This is a genomic window from Ruegeria profundi (assembly GCF_020171505.1).
Classification (GTDB): domain Bacteria; phylum Pseudomonadota; class Alphaproteobacteria; order Rhodobacterales; family Rhodobacteraceae; genus Ruegeria; species Ruegeria profundi.
The window spans coordinates 1-25409 of the sequence record NZ_JAIUZS010000014.1; the positions used below are offsets into that span (position 1 = coordinate 1).

The window sequence follows — 25409 nt, forward strand, 5'->3', positions numbered from 1 at the left end:
TGAAGGTCGCAGGTTCAAATCCTGCTCCCGCAACCACCATGGTCGAACAGAGTCTCGAACAAGCCGCCGCAGGGCGGTTTTGTTCATTCTGGGACAGATCAATCATTGCTGCCAGCGCAGCGCCCCCCATCGCAAGTTGTTCACCATCCAACTAAAGTGGCGGCTGTCGTTCGATTTTGCATCGCTTTGTTGATAACAGATTCTGAAGCCTATTGCGTGGGCATTCCGGCGTTAAGTCGCCCATTTCCACTGTTTTTGACGTATATGCTTGATAGATATTGCTTTGAACATTGACATGCGCACGCAAATATATGCTCCGTGCCTCTGTTGTAACAAAACATTCGAAAGTGATAGTAATAAGCTACATCACTATATGAAGAAGAGCGTTACGAAAAATAACTTGAACTGGAAATCAGATGCAGACATCGAAAGAAATTGTTGCAAGCTTTAGCGATGCGCTCGCATCTGATAACGACTCATTAGCAGCGCGGGAAGGCGAGACGTTTCGCAGTTTGTTTAGATCACAACTATCTTCGCGCAATGCCAAGTCATCCGCCGCTATTTCCTCTCTGTATAACGAGGTACGTAACCGACCAGAAACTTGGGGTAACTTACCAAAATACGAAGATGCCGGTGATGAATACAAGCCGGACAACAGCATCGCCCCCGGTTTTTCGGTCGTTACATGTTGTATGAACAGAAATGACCACCTCGCTCAGTCCCTGCCAACATGGTTGGTTCATCCGGAAATTGACGAAGTTATCATCGTAGATTGGAGTTCAAGGATTCCGGTTTCGATCACTCTTGACCAAGCCGGAATTCAAGACGCGCGTATACGAATTTTGCGAGTAGAGGATGAGGGCACTTGGATCTTATCCCACGCGTATAACTTGGGCTTTCGAGCGGCGAGCAGGGATAAGATCATAAAAGTTGACAGCGACATCATGCTTGATGCTGGTTTCTTTCAACTAAACCCGACCGACACAGCACGGTTAACCGCCGGAAACTGGCGGCAGGCTAAATCCGGACAGAGCCACGTGAACGGCTTTTTTGTTGTTGGGCGCGATGCGCTTCTAGCTGTGAATGGGTTCAACGAACGGATCGTAACCTATGGGTGGGACGATGACGACTTGTATGAGCGACTGACGAAGGCCGGTGTTCAAAGGAAAGACGTCGACCCCGATACGATCAGGCATATCGACCACTCTGACCTGCGACGGATTGAACACCCGAAATGCAAACCGCTGACCGGTTGGGACGAGATACAGACCTTTCCCCAGTTCTGGATCGCCCTGAACAGGCAGTACGCGTCTTCGTGTGCGCCTTGGGATGCAAGTTGCCCGATGACCGCTTTTCGCGTCCTTGGCGACTCCCGTCGCGAACTGAGGCTAAGGCGGAGTCACCCTTACGGAATCGACACAAACCTTATTGGCACACGCATCGAACGTGCCATAGCGGCCGTCAGCGCGATTGAAGATGCCTTCAGCGGCGTCGCCGTCACGGTGTCTCCAGATGTCGTCGATTATGCCCTTATGACGCGTTCGCTGAAAGACGCCGTTGCCGCCATCAGCAACCAGTCCCTTCAACCTGTTGAGGAAACCAGTGAAGTTACCGCCCCGCTCGGGCTCCGAATTGACAGGCCTAGGCTTATTCTGGATGCCCAGCATGGGTTGGGGAACCGGCTACGCGCGATCGCCTCGGCCTATGCGTTCGCGCAGGTTCAGGACCGGGAATTGATTATCCAATGGGTCCGTGACGAACATTGTGATTGCAGCTTTGACTCGTTGTTCGACTTTGATGGCACCGTCGAAGATAGCCGAAAGAGCACCGCTGAAGACACTGTCGAAGTCGACCTGATGAACAAAGCGTTTCGTGACGCATTTGATCCTAACTCTTTGGTTCGCACAAACCGGGATGTGGTCATTCGGTCCGCTTACAGGTTTACATTTGGCAAACCCTACGACCCAATTGAAAGAGAGTTTCTGCGCACGCTCAAGCCGAGCGCGGACGTACAAACGCTCATCGACTCGGTGCGCAGCCCAAACGACATTGCTGTGCATGTGCGTATGAACGGGGGCGCGTCAACCGATCCTCATGGGGATGTACCGGGCGATTGGTCGCGTTCAGAAGACGAGATTTCCAGGCGGGCCCGTAGCCGATCGCACTATGGGTATTTCTTTAAGCGCCTGGATGAATTGTTGGAGGAGGAAAGCACCCTGACAATTTTCCTCGCGTCGGACAACTCGGAATCCTACGGCGCCTTCAACGCAAAGTATGGTGATCGGGTAACCAGCTTACCAAGGACGGTGTATGACCGATCAGAAATGCAGCTTAAATTTGCACTGGCAGACGTGATATTGCTGTCGCGCGCACCGGTTTTATTGGGCAGCAATTGGAGTTCCTTTACAGAAATTGCGCATTCAATGTCCGAAAATCAACGTTTGGAAATTTCGGGGCAGCACTTTTAATATAGTCAAAATTTCAAGGACATCCGTTAAAGTAGCAATGCGTACTGTTAAAACTGCCAGAGTGAAAATATAAATGAACGACAATGAAACAAGGAGCTTAGCCGTTGAGAAAGTTATCTCAGCGATTAAACAACCGGTGAGTGAAGTTATTGTTCTGGACGGCAGGCATCACTCGGATTGGTGCGCGGCCTATCAGCAGAACGCTATAGAACAGGTATCGCACACCACCTTTGGCAAGTTTACGCAGACGGATCGTGATAATGTTGCCGAAAATAGTGTGCGAATTGTCCATGTTACCAAAGGTGTTCCCGCAAACAGCCTGAGCGAAGCAGAGCACAGCGTAAGTCTTCTAACGCAACGAGCGGACATAGTGGTTTTCTCGCCGGTTCCCGCTGCTGAGCAGAATGTTCAGGATTTGCTGATCTCGTGGCCCAGCTTTTGGGCCATGCTGTTTCTCGCCGAAGGCTTCATTCTGCGTGACGTTGTCCGCCCTGCTGTATGGGATAGTTACTACAGCGATTGGGACACGCTGCAGAGCACCATTGTTTTTACCAATTCCGCGTTGGGCGACGCTTGGCTGGACGTTGACGGCAATACCCTCAACTCGGTTGTCGATTATGTCCACCCCGCGTTGTTCGAGATTAGTCTGCAACGCCAGTTGGCATTACAGACAAGCGCGCTATTGTCATTAAATTCGGGTTCTACCAATCCCGACGCGCCCGGCGTGTCCGGAGAGTTCCGCTCAAATATCCATATTGCTTTACCCAAACGGTATTCGAAGAAAGAGTACGAAAAGAAACTTTTTCAGGAAAGCCGCAGCTGGTGGCAAGTCGCGGTTTTTTCTCCTTGGCGGATTTCGTATTGGGGTGATCTGTGGCGTTTGCAGCGGCGAACCAAGCGTCGAATGAAAGCTAAATAGCTAGATCGTTGTGCCTAAAAAAGCGCAAACAACCCGGTTCACAGGTCTCTACATAAGTCGGCGCGATCTCGTCCCGCTCGGGTCCGTTGACGCAAAGCCGGGTGGTCGTTTCTCGCGCGGTCCGCTAGGATATTAACGAACCTGGATTTCTGACAGAACAACACTGAAGGGGCGCTTCTTCAGGGCCGATCCGGTGCAATTCTGTCGTTATGCTTGCTTTTTCAAATTGAAGCGGAGCACAATATTGTAACTTCAAGTCACATCCAATAGGGCCTGTACAATATACGTCAGGTTTCGAGCTTATCATGATGATCACTCCTGTCCTCCTGTGCGGAGGGTCCGGAACACGTCTTTGGCCGCTGTCCCGGAAAAGCTATCCCAAACAGTTTGTACCGCTTGTGGGGGATGAAACTCTTTTTCAGGCCTCTGCCCGCCGTCTTTCGGGCACAACCGAAACGCTCCAGTTTTCAGCGCCCACTGTTTTGACCAACTCGGATTTCCGATTCATCGTCGCCGAGCAATTGCAGGCCGTTGGTATTGATCCCGGCGTCATTCTGATCGAACCCGAAGGCCGCAATACCGCTCCGGCGGTCTTGGCTGCCGCGTTGCACAGCCATGCCAAAGACCCTGAAGCGGTGCTGCTGGTCGCACCCTCTGATCACGTCGTGCCGGACGTTGCGGCATTTCAGGCCGCTGTCGCACGTGGCATGGAAGCCGTCGCGCAAGGGCAGTTGGTCACATTTGGTATTACTCCGGCGCATCCGGAAACCGCTTACGGGTATCTTGAGTTGGCAACCACGCCCGACAGTAGTGGATCGCCTGTTCCTTTGAAGCAGTTTGTTGAAAAACCTGATTTGGCGCGCGCGACCGAGATGCTTGAGGCTGGGAATTTCAAATGGAATGCCGGGATTTTCCTGTTCCGTGCCTCTGACATGATCGCCGCTTTCCGGGAATATGCACCGGAATTGATGGCTCCGGTAGAAGAGGCCGTTGAAACCGCCAAACCCGATCTGGGCTTTTTGCGTCTGAACCCGGACCCTTGGGGGCAGGCCAAGGATATATCGATTGACTACGCAGTGATGGAGAAGGCAACAAACCTGTCCGTTGTCCCTTTTGATGCGGCCTGGTCCGATCTCGGCGGCTGGGACGCGGTTTGGCGTGAAAGCGGGCCAAATGCCGATGGTGTCGTGACCGGCGGCGCGGCGACAGCGATCGACTGTCAGAACTCGCTTTTGCGGTCGGACAGCGATCAGTTGGAACTGGTGGGCATTGGTCTGGACAACATCATCGCGGTGGCAATGAATGATGCGGTTCTGGTGGCGGACTCTTCGCGTGCGCAGGACGTGAAGGCAGCCGTGACTGCCCTTAAGAAAAAAGGCGCGCCGCAGGCAACCGCTTTCCCGAAAGACCACCGCCCCTGGGGGTGGTTCGAAAGCCTTGTGGTCGGCGAGAGGTTTCAGGTGAAACGCATTCACGTGCACCCCGGTGCGTCGCTCAGTCTGCAAAGCCACTTCCACCGGTCAGAGCATTGGATCGTGGTGGAAGGGACAGCCCGCGTAACCATCGATGATCAGCAGCAATTGGTGACCGAGAATCAATCGGTCTATATCCCGCTCGGGGCTGTCCACCGCATGGAAAACCCCGGCAAGGTTCCGATGGTCCTGATCGAGGTTCAGACCGGCGTGTATGTCGGTGAGGATGACATCGTTCGCTACGAAGACAAATACGCACGCGGTCAGGGCGCGAAAGGCTAACGGGTCAAATCCTGCAGCTAGACTTTAGTTGGTGGGGTTTTGTGTACTAGCCGCACGCAATTTCTTTAATCCGCGCCAAACAAGTCGCGGGTAAAGACCTTATCTTGCACATCGCTTATCTCTTCCGAAAGGCGGTTGGCGACGATCAGGTCCGCCTGCTGCTTGAAGGCATCAAGATCGCGGATCACGGGTGAGTGAAAGAAATGCTCCGTCGACAGTACCGGTTCGTAAACAATAACCTGTATGCCCTTGGCCTTGATCCTTTTCATGATGCCCTGAACTGAGCTTTGACGGAAATTGTCACTGCCTTCCTTCATGACAAGCCGATAGATGCCAACCGTTTTCGGACCTTTCATTAGGATCTGATCACTGAGGAAATCTTTGCGGGTGCGATTTGCATCGACGATGGCCCGAATCAGGTTCTGCGGGACGTGATTGTAATTTGCCAGCAACTGCTTGGTGTCCTTGGGCAAGCAATAGCCGCCATAACCAAAAGACGGGTTGTTGTAATGCGTACCGATCCGCGGGTCGAGGCTGACGCCTTCTATGATCTGGCGTGGATCCATCCCACCGGCCAGAGAGTAGCTGTCGAGCTCATTGAAAAAGGCCACGCGCATCGCAAGGTAGGTATTGGCGAAGAGCTTGATTGCCTCGGCCTCATCCGGACCCGTGAACAGAACCGGCACGTCCTTGTCCAAGGCCCCCTCTACCAACAGGTCGGCAAACACTCTGGCACGGTCAGACCGTTCACCGACGATAATCCGGCTGGGATGCAGGTTGTCGTACAACGCGCGGCCTTCGCGCAGAAATTCCGGCGAAAAAATAACATTTTCAGTTCCGAACCGCGCACGCGCCTCAGTAACAAAGCCGACGGGGATGGTCGATTTGATCACGATCACAGCACCAGGGTTCAGCGCCGTAACCTGTTCGATCACCGCCTCGACCGAGCTGGTATCGAAATAGTTGCTGCGCGGATCATAGTTGGTCGGTGTAGCGACCACGACAAAGTCCGCCCCGACATAGGCAGTTTCTGGATTTGTAGTGGCCGAAAGGTTGAGCGTGCGATTGCTCAGAAAATCTTTGATTTCAGCATCCTGGATGGGGCTCTGGCGCTGGTTGATAAGGGCCACACGATCATCAGATACGTCAAGGGCCACCACTTCGTGGTTTTGTGCAAGCAGCACCGCGTTGGACAAGCCGACATAGCCGATACCGGCGATCGCGATTTTCATATCGCTGTTCCTTGTGTAACCAGAACCCTAACACCCGGCCCGACCATAATCATGTTTTTACTGTCTGATAAGCTCTTGAAACAATTCAGGGCGATTATTCGGCTCGACCCTTTGTCGCACGCGGGTTTATAGGGCGGTGTCCCGTTGGATGTATCAATTCACGGCAGCATTGATCGGCGTTGTGATGAACGGTGTCGACAACCCTCAAAAACTTTGCGCCGAAACTGATGAGCAAAAACCGGTTGTCAAACTTCTTGTCATCATACTACCACAGATTGTGTCGATCACAATCGATTGGGGGCCAATGCAATGCGAGGCTGTCCTGCGTCTGGACAGTCTGCCTTTGTGCCAATAATTCCACCGGCGGCGCTGCAGCCACGCTCAAACTGGTTGGGCATCATATGAAAAAATTGACTGAAAAGACGAAAAATGCTGCCATCTCGCCACACAGGAGAGTGTTATGAAAAAAGCTAAATTTTCAAGACGAATGCTGCTGGCTGCGGCCGCGGCAATATCCACCTTGTATTCCGCCGGTCTGGCGGCGGCAGAAACCGTCAAGGTGGCGGCGATATATACTTTGCCGGTTGAACAGCAATGGATCAGCCGCATTCACAAGGCTCTGAACACCGCAGCCGAGAGGGGCGACATCGAATACGTGTTCTCAGAAAACGTCGCGAACACGGATTATGAGCGGGTCATGCGTGAATATGCCGAACAGGGCGCTCAGTTGATTGTGGGCGAGGTTTTTGGCCTGGAACGCGCGGCACGCAACGTGGCAAAGGACTATCCCGACACCGCGTTTCTGATGGGTTCGTCCTTTGGACCGGTGGCGCCTAACTTTTCGGTCTTTGACAACTGGATCCACGAACCGTCTTACCTGACCGGTATGGTGGCCGGGGCGGCGACTGAGTCGAACGTTATCGGTATGGTCGGCGGCTATGCGATCCCCGAAGTGAACCGTCTGATGAACGCCTTCATGGATGGCGCGCGTGAGGTGAACCCGGATGTTACCTTCCTGGTGACCTTCATCGACAGCTGGTATGATCCGCCAAAGGCAAAGGAAAGCGCCATCGCGATGATGGATGCGGGGGCTGACATAATGTATGCCGAACGTTTTGGCGTTTCGGACGCGGCGGTGGAGCGTGGTGTAAAAGCAGTGGGCAACGTCATCGACACTTCGGGTGACTATCCGGGTACGATCATGGCATCTGCCCTTTGGCATATGGAGCCAACAATCGACAAGGCCATTGCCAATGTTGCCAATGGGTCATTCGAAGCAGCAGATTACGGCCAGTACAGCTTTATGGGCTATGGCGGTGGCTCACTTGTTGTGGATGAGGAACTTGTTCCAGCCGAAGTCATCGAGGCGGTGAATGCCCGCCAAGCCGAGATCCTGGACGGTTTGTTTCGTGTGAACGTGAACGACGACCGACCGGTTTCTGACAATTGATTGCTTTCGGGCCGGTCATCGCACCGGCCCGCAGTCCCAATGAAAGACTCCACAGTTCTAAAGCTTAACGGGCTGAGCAAGCGGTTCGGTCCGGTCATCGCCAATGACAATGTCAGCCTGACTCTGAAAAAGGGTGAGGTTCTGGCGTTATTGGGTGAAAACGGCGCGGGCAAGACCACGCTGATGAATATGCTGTTCGGGCATTACCTGCCCGATTCAGGCACGATCGAGGTCGCGGATGAGGCGGGTGTCCTACACCCGCTGCCTCTGGGGCATCCGCAAGTCGCGCTCGCCGCGGGCGTGGGCATGGTCCACCAGCATTTTACACTGGCCGAAAACATCTCGGTTCTGGATAATATCACGCTGGGGTCCGAACCCCTGTTCGCAATACGCCGCAATCGACGTGCCGCAAGGCGAAAAATCGAGTCTATTATGGCGCAAAGTGGTTTGAATGCGCCGCTGGATATGCGTGTTGGGCGACTGTCCGTAGGCGAAAGGCAAAGGGTCGAGATCCTCAAGGCGTTGTACCGGCGGGCGCGGATTCTGGTGTTGGACGAACCAACGGCTGTGCTGACCCCGCAAGAAGCCGACGCCCTGTTTGAAAACATCCGCATGATGACGAATGAGGGTCTCTCGGTGATCTTCATCAGCCATAAGCTGCGTGAGGTTCTGGCTTTTTCCGACCGGATCGCCGTTCTACGCCACGGGAGGAACGTGGGTGAGATGGCCACGTCGGAGGCGGACGAGAAATCCATTGCCCGCATGATGGTTGGTGCCGACACTCCGGAACTGGCAAGCACCAAGATGGCTCCGGGCGCACCGGTTTTGACGTTGTCTGACATCTCGGTCGCGGGCCGTTCAAAGCGCGATACACTTAACGGACTAAACCTGACTGTGCATGCGTATGAAATCCTGGGAATTGCCGGGGTGTCAGGAAATGGTCAAACCGGGCTGGCAAACGTGATCTCAGGCACAGCTGTGCTTGAACAGGGTCTAATTAAGGTAAACGAAGCCAAAATTGACGCCCCAAACCCTACAACGATGGTGCGAGCAGGTGTTGGTCGCATTCCCGAAGACCGTCACCACGAAGGCATTGTCGGGGCGATGAGTGTTGCGGAAAACATGATAATCGAGCAGCTGGATGACCCTGATGTGCAGTCGCGCGGTCTTTTGCGGCGCGAGGCGATACAGGACAACGCCGAACGTCTGGCCAAGGCCTATGACGTGCGCGGACCGGGAGTGGATGCCCCAGCACGCCTGTTGTCTGGCGGCAACATCCAGAAACTCATCCTAGCCCGTGTTTTTGAGCGTTCCCCCAGCCTGATCCTTGCCAACCAACCAACGCGTGGTCTCGATATGGGGGCTGCGGCCGAAGTCGGGCGTCGCCTTCTTGAGGCGCGCGCGCGCGGCGCGGGTGTCGTGCTGATTTCTGAAGACCTTGATGAAATCTTGGGCCTCGCCGACCGGATCATGGTGATCCGCGACGGCGAATTGCACGAGGCCCCCAGTCGCGATCGGGAACAGATCGGGCTGATGATGGCAGGAGAACCGGCATGATCCGTATTGAGCCGCGCCAGACACAGTCGCGCGCTTTCGCAGTGGGTGTCCCGATCCTGTCTGCCGTGATCGCACTGGCCTTCGCTGCTATTCCTTTGCTGGCCGCCGGGGCAAACCCGATGCAGGCGTATGGCGAGATGTACAAGGGTGTTTTTGGCTCAGTTTTTGCGTTTTCAGAAGTTCTGACGCGCGCTACGCCACTGATCTTTACCGGTTTGGCCGCGGCTTTGGCGTTTCGCGCCAAACTGTGGAATATCGGTGCCGAGGGGCAGCTTTACCTGGGGGCGATGGCCGCCGTGGCGATTGGATCAGGAGTGTTGGATGTGCCCGGCCTCTTGCTTCTGCCTCTGATTGTCGTCCTGGGTGCAGCGGCTGGTGCGGCGGGGATGGTTGCCCCGACCTATCTGAAAACGCGCTTCGGCGCGGATGAGGTTGTAACCACGCTGTTGTTGAATTTCATCATTCTGATCTTTGTGCAGATGATGCTAGAAGGCCCGCTGCAAGACCCGATGAGCCTGGGCTGGCCGCAATCTGCCCCGGTTCTGGATCAGGGAATGCTGCCCCCGTTGATCGAGAGGATGCGGGTTCATTCCGGGCTGATTTTGGCTCTGATGCTGGCTGGTTTGGCTCAATTCATGCTGGCGCGCTCTGTCTGGGGCTTTCGTTTGCGGGCCGTGGGGGAAAACGCAGCCGCCGCGCGCCATGCCGGGATCAATGTGAAACGTTCGCTATTTGGCGTTGCCATTCTATCGGGCGGTGTGGCCGGTCTGGCCGGTGTCAGTGAGGTCGCCGGGCTGAAAGGCTACCTGACATCGGACCTGTCCCCCGGCTTTGGGTACACGGGAATCGTCGTGGCGATGCTGGCGGGTCTGTCACCTGCAGGCGTGGTGATCGCGGCGTTGTTCATTGCGTCCGTCTTTGTCGGGGCTGACAGCATGAGCCGCGCCATGGGCGTGTCATCCTTTCTGGCTGATCTGGTTGTATCAGTTTCGTTGCTCTGCGTGCTCGTCGGCGGTTTCTTCGCTCGATACCGGGTCGTGCGGGCTAGCACCACGAGGGCGGCGTCATGATGGATATTCTCAACATCCTACTATCCGAAAGCTTTTGGGCCGCTTCGCTGCGCATCGCAACGCCGCTGATCTTTGGTGTCTTGGGCGCGCTGATCTGCGAGAGGGCGGGCGTGCTGAACCTTGGGATTGAGGGTATCTTTGTCGTCGGCGCGATGTGTGGCTGGATGGCGGTTTGGCTTGGCGCGGGGCTGTGGGGTGGCGTTTTGGTCGCGGCGCTGGCCGGGGCTTTTTTCGGCCTGCTGCATGCCATTCTGACGGTGCCACTTGGACTGTCGCAGCACGTTTCGGGCCTGGGGATCACGCTGTTTGCCACATCGGTTAGTTACTATACGTACCGAACCGCGCTGCCGAATGTTTCCTCGCCACCAAGGATTGAGCCGTTTCAGCCGCTGGATCTGCCGATGCTGTCCGATTTGCCCTTTTTAGGGACTGTTTTGTTTCAGCAAACCGCGTTGACGTGGCTGGCTCTTTTGCTGGTGGCTGTGGTCTGGTACGTGATGAACCGCACCGCGCTGGGCGTGGCTGTTCAGGCGGTCGGGGACAACCCCGACAGTGTCGACGCGCAAGGTTTATCGGTCTACGGGTTGCGGATTGGCGCAATAGTTGCTGGATCGGCCCTTATGGCGCTGGGCGGGGCATTCCTGACGATGAGCGCGTTTGACGCGTTCTTCTTCGGTATGGTCAACGGGCGCGGCTGGGTTTGCATCGCGCTGGTGATTTTTGCCAGTTGGAGACCGGGCAAGGCGCTGCTGGGTGCCCTGCTGTTCGGCGCGTTCGATGCCTTACAGGTGCGTCTGCAGACCGAGATCGGCGCGCTGGTGCCCGGCCAGGTATTCCTGATGGCCCCCTATATCCTGTCGATTATCGCTCTTGTCGTTGCGGCGCGGTCGGCGGATTATCCGCGCGCATTGCTTACCCCCTGGTTCAAAGGCCAAAGATAGGAGCCTGCATGTTCGACCTGATCGTAAAAAACGCCACCTTGCCTGATGGACAGACCGGGTTGGATATCGCCTGCATGGATGGCAAGATCGCTGCGGTTGAGCAATCGATCACCGCCGAGGCGCAAGAGGTTATGGATGCCGGGGGGCAACTGGTCTCTCCACCTTTCGTAGACCCGCATTTCCACATGGATGCGACCTTGTCGCTGGGCACGCCGCGCATGAACGTGTCCGGCACATTACTGGAGGGCATTGCGCTGTGGGGAGAGTTGAAGCCGATCCAGAGCGTTGACGATATCATCACCCGCGCCTTGCGCTATTGCGAGCTGGCTGTGGCCAAGGGTATCGGCGCAATCCGCAGTCACGTAGACACCTGCGATGACGAACTCAAGGGCGTGCAGGCCTTGCTTGAGGTCAGGGAACAGGTGAAGGACTATCTGGACCTGCAACTGGTCGCTTTCCCGCAAGACGGGGTGCTGCGTGACCCTACCGCCATGCAAAACACGATCCGCGCCCTGGATATGGGTGTAGACGTGGTGGGCGGTATTCCGCATTTTGAGCGTACCATGGCCGATGGGGCCGAGTCCGTGCGCCTGCTGTGCGAAATCGCAGCTGAGCGTGGGTTGATGGTCGACATGCATTGCGACGAAAGCGACGATCCGCTGAGCCGCCATATCGAGACTTTGGCCTATGAAACCCAACGTTTGGGTCTGAATGGCAGGGTTGCGGGATCGCATCTCACGTCCATGCATTCAATGGATAACTACTATGTCTCAAAGCTGATTCCGCTGTTGGTTGAGGCCGGGGTGCATGCTATCCCGAACCCCCTGATCAACATTATGTTACAAGGTCGGCATGACGCTTACCCCAAACGTCGGGGCCAGACCCGCGTGCGTGAACTACGTGATGCCGGGATCACCGTTGGCTTTGGCTCGGATTGCGTCATGGACCCGTGGTACTCACTGGGGAAGGCTGACATGCTGGATGTCGCCTTTATGGGGTTGCACGTCGGGCAGTTGTCCAGTCGGGCAGACATGGGCTGGTGTTTTGATGCGGTGACCGAAAACTCTGCCCGGATCATGGGGTTAGAGGGGTATGGCATTGCCAAAGGATGCGCGGCGAATTTCGTTCTGCTGCAAGCCAGCGACAGGATTGAAGCGATCCGGCTGCGCGCGCATCGGCTGGCTGTTGTGCGCAAGGGGCGCATCATTGCGCGGTCAAACCCGGTCACATGCGACCTGAGCCTGCCTAATGGGACAAAAACCCTGGACGAGGCGCGGGTGCCATTCAGTTGATTCGGGGTATTTTCCCCCGCGTCTTCATTTTCAAACACAATCTAGTGTTGCAACTGCTGAACTGATCTGGATGATCGGATTTACTACGGCCGCAGCAAGCGGCCGGCCGTTGCAATGACGGCGCTAACAATAAACCGGGGAGACTATAATGATCCTAAGAAACCTGATGATTGCTGCCAGCGCCACTGCGTTGATGGCGGCAAGCGCGTCTGCTGAAACTTTGCGCTGGGCGCGGGCGGGTGACTCGCTGACGCTGGACCCGCATGCGCAGAACGAAGGCCCGACCTCGGCGCTGGCGCACCAAATCATGGAAACGCTGGTGATGCGCGACCATTCCGGCGCACTGGTTCCGTCATTGGCCACAGAATGGGCGCCCTCGGAAGACAATCCCAATATCTGGGTGTTTAAACTGCGCGAAGGTGTGACCTTCCATGACGGTGCTGAGTTTGACAGCGAAGACGTTGTCTTTTCGTTGGACCGCGCCAGAACACCGGATTCCGACTACAAGGAATTGCTGGCCTCTGTGAAAGAGGTGCGCGCGACCGATAAATACACGATCGAGATCGAGACCGACGGTCCGAACCCGATCATGCCCAACAACCTGACCAACATGTTCATGATGGACAAAGGTTGGGCCGAGGCGAACAACGCCGTCAAGGTTCAGGATTACGAGGGCGGCGAAGACACGTTCGCGGCCAAGAATGCCAACGGCACCGGACCTTACATGCTGGTCAGCCGCGAACCCGATGTGAAAACCGTTCTGGCAGCATATGAAAACTACTGGGGTAAGGATGAGTTCCCGCTGGAAGTGACCGAAATCATCTACACTCCGATTCAGAACGCAGCCACTCGCGTTGCCGCCTTACTGTCGGGTGAGGTCGATTTCATTCAGGACGTGCCCGTGCAAGACCTTGAGCGTGTTGCCAGCGCCGACGGTCTGGACGTCCGCACCGCGCCGCAGAACCGTGTCATCTTCTTTGGCATGAACATGGGGGATGCGGACCTGGCCAACGACAATGTCGAAGGCAAGAACCCCTTGTCGGATGTTCGCGTGCGCCGGGCCATGTCCCAGGCGATTAACCGCGACGCGATCAAGCAGGTCGTGATGCGCGGTCAGTCGGCCCCGGCAGGTATGATCGCTCCGCCGTTTGTGAATGGCTGGAATGAGGAGATGGACAGCTCGACCACCGATATAGAAGGTGCCAAAGCCCTGATGGCCGAGGCTGGTTACCCGGACGGGTTCTCCATTCAGCTTGACTGCCCGAATGACCGCTACATCAACGATGAGGCGATCTGTCAGGCTGCGGTTGGTATGCTGGCGCAGATCGGGATCACCGTGAACCTGGATGCCAAACCGAAAGCGCAGCACTTCCCGCTGATCAACAACCTGGAAACCGACTTCTACATGCTGGGTTGGGGCGTTCCGACCTACGACTCGGAATATATCTTCAACTTCCTGGCGCACACCAAGGGTGAAAAATACGGCTCGTGGAACGGTACGCGCTATAGCAACCCGGAGCTGGATGCCAAGATCGTTGCGCTGGCGTCGGAAACCAACCTGCCTGAGCGTGACAAGCAGATCGCTGAGATCTGGCAGGTTGTTCAGGACGAACAGCTGTACATCCCAATCCACCACCAGGTGCTGAACTGGGGCATGAAGTCAAACGTGGGTACTGTGGTCGAACCGGAAGATTCGCCCAAGATTAAGTACTTCACCCTAAACTAATCACTCAGAGTCAGTGATATGGCAGGGCGTGATCATCGCGCCCTGCCATTTGTGTTACCCTTCAAGACCACGCCCCGGTTTGGGGCACATAGGGAAGTTCCGCCATGATCCTCAGAAACAGTGCCGTTGGTCTCGCGATGCTCATCGCCACCAGCGCTCAGGCCGCCGAGTTCAAATGGGCCTCAACAACCGATCCGCAGACGATGGACCCGCACGCGGTTAACTCTGCCCCGGTTCTTGGCTTTCTTAACAACGTCTACGAAGGGCTTGTACGCCGGGATAAGGACATGCAGGTGGAACCAGCCCTTGCGGTCAGCTGGGAACCAATCGGTGACGGCGAAGGCTGGCGGTTCAATCTGCGTCAGGGCGTGACCTTTCATGATGGCAGCACATTTGATGCGCAGGACGTTCTGTTCAGCTATGAGCGCGCCTCGGGCGAGGCGGCGGATACCCGTAGCTGGTTCGCTCCGATCCGTGAGGTGAAGGTCGTTGACGATTATACCGTCGATTTTCTGACCACCGCTCCGAACCCGCTGTTTCCGTCGTCCATCGCCAACTGGATGATCATGGATCAAGGCTGGACCGAGGCCAATAACGCCACTGTGCCCGACAAGGAAACGGGAAATTATGCCACGCTGAACGCCAATGGCACCGGTGCATTCAAAGTAACCGCGCGCGAACCGGGGCTTCGCACGGTTCTTGAGCCGTTCGCAGGATGGTGGGGTGAAACCGAACACAACATCACCCGCGCCGAGTTTACCCCGATCCAGAACCCCGCCACCGCCGTTGCGGCCCTCCTGTCAGGTGACGTGGATATGATCAACCCGGTGCCAATTCAGGACGTGGCACGCTTGCAGGGCAGCGACGGTGTTGATGTCATTCAGGGCATTGAGGCGCGTGTGATCATGCTGGGATTTGATCATCAGGCCGAGACGCTGAAATACACCGAGGATGAGGGCAAACCGAACCCGTTCCGCGATCCGCGCGTACGAAAGGCCGTAGCGCATGCCGTGAACGTCGATGCAATCCTCGCCACCATCATGCGTGGGAATGCCGAAGCAGCCTCGCAACTCGTCAGTCCGGCGATGAGCGGGTATTCGCAGGCAAATGCCGCACGCCCGGCCTTTGATATCGACGCCGCCAAGGCTCTGCTGGCCGAGGCAGGCTATGGCGATGGATTCTCTTTCGGTTTGAAATGTCCCAATGACCGCTACCTGAATGATGAAGCGGTCTGCCAGGCTGTCGTCAGCATGCTGGCACAGATCGGGATTACTGCAGAGCTGGACGCCATGCCAGTCCGCAACTACTGGCCCGAGCTGCGCGAGGACAATTACGACATGTACCTGCTGGGCTGGAGCCCGGGGACGTTTGATGCGGAACATCCGGTGAGGTTCCTGGTCGCAACACCCAACGAAGAGAAAAAGCTGGGCAGCTGGAACTTCGGCGGTTTCTCGAATGAACGGATCGACGAGGTGCTGCCGTTGATCCAATCAGAGCTGGACGCCGAAAAACGGCAGGCAATGCTGGATGAGGTCGCGCAGATCATTCAGGATGAACAGGTATATGTGCCGCTTTATGTCCAACCGTTGCTGTGGGGGACGCGCAGCAATATCGATCTGACACAACGCCCGGACAATTTCTTCCTGCTGCGCTGGGTGACGGTTAACTAATTGGCGGGAACGTGACGTCTGGATGGTGGCGATAACTTGACCACTTGGTCAGCACTGGCCTAGACAGACAGATCAACGGGGAAAAGTGAATGTTCGCATATATTGTCCGAAGGATGTTCCAATCCGTGATCGTTCTGCTGGTCGTGGGTCTGGTAGCATTTTCGATGTTCCGCTTTGTCGGCGATCCGATCGACAACATGCTGGGTCAGGAAAGAACACAGGCCGACATCGACCGCCTGCGTTCCGAGCTTGGGTTGGATCAACCATTCCCGGTGCAGTATTTCAAGTTCCTGCAAGGCGCGGTACAGGGCAATTTCGGTGTGTCTTATCGGCAGGGCCGCCCGGTTTCCACCATCATAGCCGAGCGTGCGCCCGCGACGTTGGAACTGGCCTTTGTCTCCGGTGTCCTCGCGATCACGTTGGGAATCGCGTTAGGTGTATTCACGGCGATCCGACGACAAGGGGTGGCGGCGAATGTCATCATGACGGTGTCCCTGATCGGAGTATCCTTGCCCACCTTCCTGATCGGCATCTTGCTGATCTACATATTCTCGGTTGAGCTCGACCTCCTCCCCAGCTTCGGGAGGGGCGAGACCGTTATGATTGGAAACTGGTCCACGGGGTTTCTGACGACCTCGGGGCTCAAGGCACTGATCCTGCCCGCGATCACGCTGGGTCTGTATCAAATGACGCTGATCATGCGGCTGGTGCGGTCGGAAATGCTTGAGGTGATGCGCGCAGATTACGTCCGCTTCGCCCGCGCCCGAGGGTTGTCGGACCGGGTGATCAACTTTCGCCATGCGCTCAAGAACACGTTGGTGCCGGTGATCACCATTACGGGCTTGCAGTTGGGCTCGATCATCGCCTTTGCCATCATTACCGAGACGGTGTTCCAGTGGCCCGGTGTCGGGCTGTTGTTCATCAACGCGATCCAGTTCGTCGATATCCCCGTCATGGCCGCTTATCTGATGCTGATCTCGGTCATGTTCGTCACGATCAACCTGATTGTCGATCTTCTCTACTATGCCATTGACCCGCGCCTGCGTGTCGACGCGAGGGCCACATGACCGATACCATCGAAACCCCGACAGCCGCGCCCAAATCGCGTTTCGCCAAATTCTGGGACAGCGATTTCGCGTGGTCGTTTCGACATTCGCCTGTGGCGATCATTGCGTCGCTTGTGGTGATTGTACTGGCGTCGGCGGCGATTTTCGCTCCGCTGATTGCGCCCTATAACCCGTTTGATCCGGCAACCCTGAACCTGATGAACGGATTTACGCCCCCGAGGACGCCGAACGCATTCACGCAAGAGACATTCCTGATGGGTACCGACGATCAGGGGCGGGATGTATTCTCGACCATCCTTTACGGCATGCGCATTTCGCTGTTCGTCGGTGTTTCGGCTGTTCTTCTGGCGATGATCATTGGCGTCATCCTGGGGCTGATGGCCGCTTACTTTGGCGGCTGGACCGAAACCATCATCATGCGTATCGCGGATGTCCAACTGACCTTCCCGGCCATTCTGGTGGCCATGCTGATCTTTGGTATCGCCAAGGGCGTGACCCCGCCTGAATACCGGAATGAAATGGCAATCTATGTACTGATCATCGCCATCGCGCTGTCCGACTGGGTGCAATTCGCCCGCGTGGTACGGGGTGCTGCGCTGGTCGAGAAGAACAAGGAATATGTGCAAGCCGCCCGCCTGATCGGGCGCGGGTCGATCCCCATAATGTTCCGCCATATCCTGCCAAACGTGCTAAGCCCGGTTCTGGTAATCGCCACGATCTCGCTGGCGCTGGCGATCATTGCCGAGGCAACGCTCAGCTTCCTTGGTGTCGGCGCCCCGCCGACCCAGCCGTCACTGGGAACCTTGATCCGTATCGGACAAGGTTTCTTGTTCTCGGGTGAGTGGTGGATTCTGTTCTTCCCGGCCTGCACCCTTCTGGCGCTTGCGTTGTCTGTGAACCTGCTGGGCGACTGGCTGCGCGACGCGCTGAACCCCAAGCTGCGGTGATTTCATGAGCCTTCTGACGATCAATGACCTGACAGTCGAATTCCCGACACGCCGCCAGCTGTTTACTGCAGTGGACCACGTGGATCTGTCGGTCGAACCCGGTGAAATCCACGGTCTGGTGGGCGAATCCGGTGCTGGTAAATCCACCATCGGCGCCGCGATCATGGGCTTGTTGGATCGGCCCGGCCGTATCGCCAGCGGCACGATCAAGCTGAGCGGTGAACAGATCAGCGGTCTGGACGCCGAGGCGATGCGCGGGCTGCGTGGCAAGAAAATCTCGATGATCTTTCAGGACCCGCTGACATCGCTGAATCCGCTGTTCACGGTGCGTGAGCAGTTGGTGGAGACGATACAGGCCCATCTGGGCGGTTCGGACGCCGAGGCGAACAAGCGCGCCCGTGACCTGATCGACCGGGTGGGTATCCCTGACCCCGATACGCGGTTGGATCAGTACCCGCACCAATTCTCAGGCGGGATGCGGCAGCGCGTGGTGATTGCGCTGGCGCTGTGTACTGAGCCGGATGTGATTATCGCGGATGAGCCGACGACGGCGCTGGATGTTTCAGTTCAGGCGCAGATTCTGGATCTGATCAAGGAACTGGCGACCGAACGTCAGGTCGGCGTGATCCTGATTACGCATGACATGGGTGTAATCGCGGACACCACCGACAAAGTTACCGTCATGTACGCGGGCAAGGTCGTTGAGACTGGCCCGACGTCTCAGGTCATGGGGCGTCCCAGCCATGAATACACCAAGTCGCTCATTGCTGCTGTACCCCGCCCTACGCTTAAGCTGCATCGCTTTCCGCAGATCAGCTATGGCGGGCGTGAGACGCGCTTCGCGATCGAGGATATGGCCCGCCACTGGCCGAAGGTTGACAACGACACCTCCAAGCCGGTGTTCGAGATTCGCGACCTGACCAAGAAATTCCTGCAACGCAAAGGTCTGCTGCCTTGGGATCGCACCTATTTCACGGCAGTGGACCAGGTCAGTTTTGATATTCGTGCGGGTGAAGTTTTTGGTGTCGTAGGCGAGTCCGGCTCGGGCAAATCTACGGTCGCCCGGATGATCGCGGGGCTGTATCCGGTGGATGGCGGAACCATCACGTTCGAAGGGCAGGTGGTGAGCGACCTGAAAAACCGGGCGGCTTTGGATGCTTATCGCAAGAACATCCAGATGATTTTTCAGGACCCGTATTCCTCGCTTAATCCGCGTATGCGGGTGGATGATATTGTGGCTGAACCCATCCGCCATCACCGTCTGATGGACGGCGCCGATATCAAGCGCCGCGTTGATGAGCTGCTGGATCAGGTAGGGCTGGGACATGAGGCGGGGCTGAAATACCCGCATGAGTTCTCGGGCGGTCAACGTCAGCGAATTTCGATTGCCCGCGCGCTGGCCACGCAACCGCGTTTCCTGATCTGTGATGAGCCGACCAGCGCCCTCGACGTATCGATTCAGGCGCAGATCCTGAACATCCTGAAGGATTTGCAAGAACATCTGGGCCTGACCCTTCTGTTCATCAGTCACGACCTGCCCGTGGTGCGCCAGATGTGCGACCGGGTCGCAGTGATGAAACAGGGCAAAGTTGTGGAATTGCAAGAGACCAACAGCCTCTTCGCCAATCCGCAGACCGAATATGCCAGTGAGTTGCTTCGCTTGATGCCGCGATTGGACGACCTGTCGACCGAGGGACTCAGCGCCGAGGGTTAGGCCGCCGGTCCATATGGCGGCCCCCAACTTTGTTCATGGCTTGGGCGCGGCCTGCCATCATGTGGGCTCTGCTACACGCTTTAGGGCTCCAAAAGCGGGTGTTCGGGGAACAAACCTCAGTTAGAGTCTCGCTTTTGCCTCGGCATACTAGAGGTTTGCGTTGCGCATGCCCATCTTTATCTGCTCCCGACATTTCGCCGAATTGGTCGGCATAATGACGTAACTTTCGACGCTTTCGTCAAGAATGACCCTGCGGTTCGAACAGCCCAAGCCTCATACTTTTGAGAAACCAAAAAAGGAGGCGCGTTTTGAGCTGGAGCATTTGTGTCATAGGGGCAGGTAAAATCGGTCAGATGATCGCCAGCCTGCTGCAATCATCATCCAATTACTCGGTCACGGTTGCCGATCGGGATTTGGCTGCGCTGGCGATTCTCAACAAACAAGGGATTGCAACCCGGCAGATTGACGTGGGGGATGAAGCGCAATTAGCCCAAGGATTGGAGGGGTACAATGCGGTAATCTCGGCTGCTCCGTTCTTTTTGACGCCAACAATTGCAAAGGCGGCGAAGACCGCAGGCGCACACTACTTCGACCTGACAGAAGACGTGGCCGCCACCAATGCCGTGCGCGCTTTGGCCGAAAACAGCGAAACAGCGTTCATGCCACAATGTGGCCTTGCGCCGGGCTTCGTTGGAATTGCAGGGGCCGCCCTGGCGGATGAATTTGATGAGCTTGACAGTCTGCACATGCGGGTAGGTGCCTTGCCGCTGTATCCGACCAACGCGTTGAAATACAATCTGACGTGGTCCACGGATGGGTTGATTAACGAATACTGCAACCCCTGCGACGCCATTGTGAATGGCGAACGTGTAAAGACCGCACCTTTGGAAGACTATGAGGTGCTGGGCCACGACGGGGTGGAGTATGAATGCTTTAACACGTCAGGTGGTTTGGGCACGCTGCCCGAAACGCTGGAAGGCAAGGCGCGCGCAGTGTCCTATCGCTCGATCCGTTATCCCGGGCATTGCGATATCCTGAAGCTGCTGCTCAAGGATCTGGGGCTGGAGCGCCGCCGCGATTTGCTGAAGGATATTTTTGAAACCGCCCTGCCGCGCACGGATCAGGATGTGGTTCTGGTTTATTGTACCGCAAAGGGCATCATCGACGGGGCGCTGCGCGAGAAATCCCTGATCAACAAATCCTTTGCGCGTACCCTTAACGGGCAGGTCTGGAGCGCCATTCAGATCACCACCGCCGCTGGCGTTCTGGGCGTCGTTGACCTGATGCGGACGGGGTCCATGCCCACCAAAGGGTTTGTTCGACAGGAACAAGTGAAACTGCCCTACTTTCTCAACACCGAATTTGGCCGGCTGTATCGCGCCGGTGACGAAACCAATCAGAACAAGGCGGCCTGAGATATGAAAGACATTGTGATGACTGCGCAAACCACACTTGCCAATTTGGACCTGTCCAAGGCCGAGCTTACAGGCGGTACGCTCAAAGTGACCTCGCCCATCGACGGCAGTATCCTTTCCGAGGTGCATCAAACGCCCGAAGCCGAGATGGAGGCTGTTTTTGCCCGGTCCAAGGCGGCCTTCAAGGCATGGCGCACGGTTCCGGCCCCTCGCCGCGGAGAATTGATCCGCCTTCTGGGTGAAGAATTGCGCGCTGCCAAAGATGACCTTGGTGCCTTGGTTAGTTGGGAGGCGGGCAAGATCACATCCGAAGGTTTGGGCGAAGTGCAGGAGATGATCGACATCTGCGACTTTGCCGTTGGTCTGTCGCGCCAGCTTTATGGTCTGACTATAGCTTCCGAGCGTCCGGGTCATCGGATGATGGAGACATGGCACCCGACGGGTCCGGTCGGTGTGATCTCGGCCTTCAATTTCCCGGTTGCGGTCTGGTCATGGAATGCGGCGATTGCGCTGGTCTGTGGTGACACGGTGATCTGGAAACCGTCCGAAAAGACTCCGCTCACGGCCATGGCGTGTCAGAAGATATTCGAACGCGCGCTGGCGCGGTTTGGCGATGCGCCCGACCATCTGCTGCAAACGGTTATCGGTGGTGCCGCGCTGGGCGAGGCGCTCGTGGCCAGCGAAGACGTGCCCGTGATCTCTGCCACCGGATCCACCCGTATGGGCCGCGCTGTTGCACCGGTCGTGGCGCAGCGGTTCGGCAAGTGCATTCTGGAATTGGGTGGAAACAACGCCATGATCGTTGGCCCATCGGCCGATCTGGAAATGGCGGTGCGGGCGATTGTGTTCTCGGCCGTTGGGACGGCTGGTCAGCGGTGCACTTCCCTGCGCCGCCTGATCGTCCATAACGCGATACGAGAAGAGCTGCTGAGCCGCTTGAAAAAAGCCTATGCCGGTCTGCCCATCGGCAACCCGCTGGACCAAGGCACGCTGGTCGGTCCCCTGGTAGACGAAGCCGCAGGTGAAGCGATGACCGCTGCACTGAAAGCTGCAGAGGCCGAAGGTGGACAAGTCTTTGGCGGCAATCGCGTGACCAAAGGTGTTCCGGACGGCGTTTACATGGAGCCTGCAATCGTCGAGATGCCGGATCAAACCTCGGTGGTGAAGACCGAGACTTTTGCCCCGATCCTTTACGTCATGGGGTATGACGATTTCGGCGACGCGATCGAGATGCAAAATGACGTGCCGCAGGGGCTATCCTCGTGTGTGTTTACCCTGAACATGCGTGAGGCCGAACAGTTCCTGACCGCCGCCGGGTCAGATTGCGGTATCGCCAACGTCAATATCGGACCATCAGGGGCCGAGATCGGAGGCGCGTTCGGCGGCGAAAAAGAAACTGGCGGCGGGCGCGAAAGCGGGTCTGATGCATGGAAGGCGTATATGCGACGTCAAACAAACACGGTGAATTATTCCGCTGAACTACCGCTGGCGCAGGGCGTGAAGTTCGATATCTGATCAACGGTCCGGCGGCGTCGACAAGTGCCGCCGGATCAATCCGCGAACAAGTAGTCCAGCCGCAGGACGGAATTTGCCTGTTCATTCGACACACCAAGAAACTCGGCTATCGCCGCCCCGTTCTCGGCTTTTGTGTTGGTTTCTCTCATAAGTGAGTATCCACTGAAACCTGCCGCCCGGATCAACTCGGATTCGTGGGCCAACGCGTTGCGCAAAGCGGGCACAAGGCGGGCCACAGTTTCCGTTGGGCTGTTTTCACCGGCCAGACCAACCCGGCGGGCATGTCCGATCAGGTAGTCGTCGGAATATTCGCACTCGATCTCAAGCACGTGCGTTTCGGCCTGGTCGGCACAGAAATCCTGAATGATATCCAGATTGGCGGGATCGACGCAGAGCACCAGCTTGCTGGCGCCAAAATGGTCGAACAGCATTCGCAGGACCGCCCGGCGGTGGCGCGAGCGTTTCTCCAGCGTCGCCTCGATACCACCCAGATCGGGCAGGGGCGCACCCTCTTCGTTGAACAGATATTCGATGCAGGGGATTTCTGTCTCGGACCTGATTTGATGAACAAGACGCTTGGCCACATGCCATTTCTTGCAGGCGATCAGCAGTATCTGACGCTCAGACCCCAACGTATTGCCGGCCTCCCAGAATCGTTGTCCGAAACGGCGGCCAACGCGGCCGCGTCCGGTCAGAAAGCTGTAGAGGTTTCGCCCCTCATCCGAGATTTTGAATTCGACCCCTTCGCTGGCATAAAGCGCGCCCAACCGGTCCTTCAACTCATACGCTTCGGGGCTGATCTTACGGGCGAACAGGTAGTTTTGCCCCAGCAGCATGTCATAGTGGTCGTTGTAGAAGGTCACCGGCATTCCATAATCTGAGAACATCAGAAAGGTTGGAGTGCGGTTCTCGATCTCTTCCTTGGGAATCAGGTGACGGACAAGGGTTTGGAAAAATGTTTCGTCCGGTATCCATGTGGTCGAGAAAAACCGGATCACGTCCGTGCGCTTTTGCAGGAAATCGAGGATCATCTCAATTGTGCGGCGGCGCAGACACCACCACTGGCTGCCGATCATAACCTGAAGATCAGCCGGAATGTCGCGCTTCAGCCCAAACCGTTTCTGAAGGCTATATGAGGCGTAAAAAAACGTGCTCTGAGTGCGTTCATTAAAAAAGTGGCGATAGATCAGCCGGTCCTCTTTCATGCCGGTTTTGATCCAGTTGCTCGCAAAGAAATCGTGACTTTCGATGAAATCCCTTTCGTTGTGGTCCAGAAACCAATGCGCATACTCGGCGGTTTTGATTGCCATGCAGTCACCGGACAGCATGTAGAAATGCGTGGCCCTTGGGAACGCTTCTACCGCAACCTGCAAAGCATTCAGGGTTGCTTGCACCAGGGACCACTCGCCCCAGCCGCATTTTACACGCTTGGCGGCAAAAACCACATTCGGGTTGTCCTTCAGTGCACTAAAAATACGGTCATAGGCCTGCGTACTGGCCCGTGCATCAAAATGTATCGCCATGCAGTCGCCTGCGGCCGTCAGCTGCTCGGCCTGCGCAACAATCGCGTCAGGGTCTTTATGGCACAATAGAATATAGGCAATCCTTGCCATCTTGTGTCTGCGATGTCCGTTTCTGCCTGTTTACACCCTGATACTGAGGATGAGCGATTGAATAAACAGATTAATTTTGGTTCTTTGGCAACCAGAGCAGAAGTGCGTTGCGAGTTCCTACACGTTGAGGAGGCACAGCAGATGGGTTTTCCCGGTGTTTGGATGACCGAAAGTGAAAGCATGATCTATAGGGTCGTGCCGAAATGTGCCTGCTCGACCATTGGCCAGATCATGTACTACTCGGATCATGGCCGATTTTTCGACGGGGACATTCACGACGCCACGCAGGGGTTGCACAAATGGGCCTTTGCTGACAGCCAGGACCTGATTTCGAAAACTGTGCGCGAACATACGTCGTACTCGTTTACCTGTGTGCGCAATCCCTACACGCGGATACTCAGCTCATTCTTCGATAAGATTTGCGGCATTCAGCGGAATGGCAGCCGGTATCGTGGCAATTTGGTGCCGACATTGATCTATAATTACGGGATCGAAGTTGGTGGAGACGACGGCAAGGGAGAATTCGATCAGATCGCCAGCTTTCGCCGGTTCCTGCTGTTTGCGCGGGATACGATCCGCTGGCGTCGGCCAATGGATCCCGACATTCACTGGTCGGCCATGTCGGGTCACGTTTCCACTTTCATTGTGAACGGCGGGCGATACGATCGAATTTTCTGGACCGAAAAGTTCAACGATGGGATGCAGGGCGTGCTTGATGCGCTGGAAACCCCACATCCCGTGACCCTGTCCGAAATCCCGCGATTCAATGAATCCGAAGGGCACGGCCCCAAACGCGCGCATCCGGTCGAGGATTATTTCGACGATCTGTCGATGCACCTGGTCTATGAAATCTACAAACAGGATTTCGAGCTGTTCAGATACGATTTCGAAAACCCGGCAAACAAGATGCCGGTGGGTGAGATTGACCTGGACGAGATCCACGCGAAACTGGGCGATTGATCTAGTCTGCCCCAACAGGCCGGGGCGCTCCCGCCCATCGTCAATGTCTCTGGCGAGACATCTTCTCTGGTTGGGCCGGGCGCCGCGCGCAGCGCGGCG

18 protein-coding genes are annotated in these 25409 nt (G+C 56.4%); 16 read left to right on the plus strand and 2 right to left on the minus strand.

Annotated elements, in window-relative coordinates:
- Positions 1 to 944 precede the first annotated feature (944 nt).
- From LCM21_RS20495 to LCM21_RS20505, 3 genes are all read left to right on the plus strand, one after another.
- Positions 945 to 2468, plus strand: coding sequence for a galactosyltransferase-related protein (locus tag LCM21_RS20495; protein WP_224892234.1), 1524 nt, complete (start codon positions 945 to 947; stop codon positions 2466 to 2468).
- Between the two features lie 73 nt (positions 2469 to 2541).
- On the plus strand, positions 2542 to 3387 hold the full coding sequence (locus LCM21_RS20500) for a hypothetical protein (RefSeq protein WP_224892235.1): 846 nt from the start codon (positions 2542 to 2544) through the stop codon (positions 3385 to 3387).
- A gap of 305 nt (positions 3388 to 3692) precedes the next feature.
- Positions 3693 to 5141 carry a mannose-1-phosphate guanylyltransferase/mannose-6-phosphate isomerase gene (locus tag LCM21_RS20505; protein WP_224892236.1) on the plus strand — a complete coding sequence of 483 codons (1449 nt, stop codon included), beginning with the start codon at positions 3693 to 3695 and terminating at the stop codon, positions 5139 to 5141.
- 65 nt (positions 5142 to 5206) lie between these two features.
- On the opposite strand, the gene LCM21_RS20510 is transcribed toward LCM21_RS20505, so the two are convergent.
- Positions 5207 to 6373 (minus strand): nucleotide sugar dehydrogenase, encoded by a 1167-nt coding sequence (locus tag LCM21_RS20510; protein WP_224892237.1) that lies wholly within the window; start codon positions 6371 to 6373, stop codon positions 5207 to 5209.
- Positions 6374 to 6833: 460 nt separating this feature from the next.
- Between LCM21_RS20510 and LCM21_RS20515 the strand changes: the two genes are divergently transcribed.
- From LCM21_RS20515 to amaB, 12 genes are all read left to right on the plus strand, one after another.
- A complete protein-coding gene (locus tag LCM21_RS20515) occupies positions 6834 to 7823 on the plus strand; it encodes a BMP family protein (protein WP_224892238.1) in 990 nt (329 codons plus the stop codon).
- 39 nt (positions 7824 to 7862) lie between these two features.
- On the plus strand, positions 7863 to 9380 hold the full coding sequence (locus tag LCM21_RS20520; RefSeq protein ID WP_224892239.1) for an ABC transporter ATP-binding protein: 1518 nt from the start codon (positions 7863 to 7865) through the stop codon (positions 9378 to 9380).
- On the plus strand, positions 9377 to 10450 hold the full coding sequence (locus tag LCM21_RS20525) for an ABC transporter permease (protein WP_224892240.1): 1074 nt from the start codon (positions 9377 to 9379) through the stop codon (positions 10448 to 10450). The genes LCM21_RS20520 and LCM21_RS20525 overlap by 4 nt, the downstream gene beginning before the upstream one ends.
- Positions 10450 to 11391, plus strand: a complete 942-nt coding sequence (locus LCM21_RS20530; RefSeq protein WP_224892249.1) for an ABC transporter permease — start codon at positions 10450 to 10452, stop codon at positions 11389 to 11391. Before LCM21_RS20525 ends, LCM21_RS20530 begins: the two co-directional genes overlap by 1 nt.
- Before the next feature lie 8 nt (positions 11392 to 11399).
- On the plus strand, positions 11400 to 12683 hold the full coding sequence (locus tag LCM21_RS20535; RefSeq protein ID WP_224892241.1) for an amidohydrolase family protein: 1284 nt from the start codon (positions 11400 to 11402) through the stop codon (positions 12681 to 12683).
- Between the two features lie 148 nt (positions 12684 to 12831).
- Complete coding sequence (locus LCM21_RS20540) at positions 12832 to 14409, plus strand: ABC transporter substrate-binding protein (RefSeq protein WP_224892242.1); 1578 nt, start codon at positions 12832 to 12834, stop codon at positions 14407 to 14409.
- A gap of 104 nt (positions 14410 to 14513) precedes the next feature.
- Positions 14514 to 16079, plus strand: coding sequence for an ABC transporter substrate-binding protein (locus LCM21_RS20545; RefSeq protein WP_224892243.1), 1566 nt, complete (start codon positions 14514 to 14516; stop codon positions 16077 to 16079).
- Positions 16080 to 16168: 89 nt separating this feature from the next.
- Positions 16169 to 17146, plus strand: coding sequence for an ABC transporter permease (locus LCM21_RS20550; protein ID WP_068338404.1), 978 nt, complete (start codon positions 16169 to 16171; stop codon positions 17144 to 17146).
- Positions 17143 to 18093, plus strand: coding sequence for an ABC transporter permease (locus LCM21_RS20555; protein WP_224892244.1), 951 nt, complete (start codon positions 17143 to 17145; stop codon positions 18091 to 18093). The genes LCM21_RS20550 and LCM21_RS20555 overlap by 4 nt, the downstream gene beginning before the upstream one ends.
- Before the next feature lie 4 nt (positions 18094 to 18097).
- On the plus strand, positions 18098 to 19807 hold the full coding sequence (locus tag LCM21_RS20560) for an ABC transporter ATP-binding protein (RefSeq protein ID WP_068338408.1): 1710 nt from the start codon (positions 18098 to 18100) through the stop codon (positions 19805 to 19807).
- A gap of 308 nt (positions 19808 to 20115) precedes the next feature.
- Entirely contained in the window at positions 20116 to 21222 is a 1107-nt protein-coding gene (locus LCM21_RS20565; RefSeq protein ID WP_224892245.1) for a saccharopine dehydrogenase family protein, read from the plus strand.
- 3 nt (positions 21223 to 21225) lie between these two features.
- The gene (amaB, locus tag LCM21_RS20570) at positions 21226 to 22737 is read left to right on the plus strand and encodes an L-piperidine-6-carboxylate dehydrogenase (RefSeq protein ID WP_224892246.1); all 1512 of its coding nucleotides are present in this window, start codon (positions 21226 to 21228) and stop codon (positions 22735 to 22737) included.
- Positions 22738 to 22772: 35 nt separating this feature from the next.
- On the opposite strand, the gene LCM21_RS20575 is transcribed toward amaB, so the two are convergent.
- Positions 22773 to 24350 carry a DUF5928 domain-containing protein gene (locus LCM21_RS20575; protein ID WP_224892247.1) on the minus strand — a complete coding sequence of 526 codons (1578 nt, stop codon included), beginning with the start codon at positions 24348 to 24350 and terminating at the stop codon, positions 22773 to 22775.
- 141 nt (positions 24351 to 24491) lie between these two features.
- Here LCM21_RS20575 and LCM21_RS20580 point away from each other — a divergent pair, with 141 nt between their 5' ends.
- Positions 24492 to 25310, plus strand: coding sequence for a sulfotransferase family protein (locus LCM21_RS20580; RefSeq protein ID WP_224892248.1), 819 nt, complete (start codon positions 24492 to 24494; stop codon positions 25308 to 25310).
- Positions 25311 to 25409: the final 99 nt, after the last annotated feature.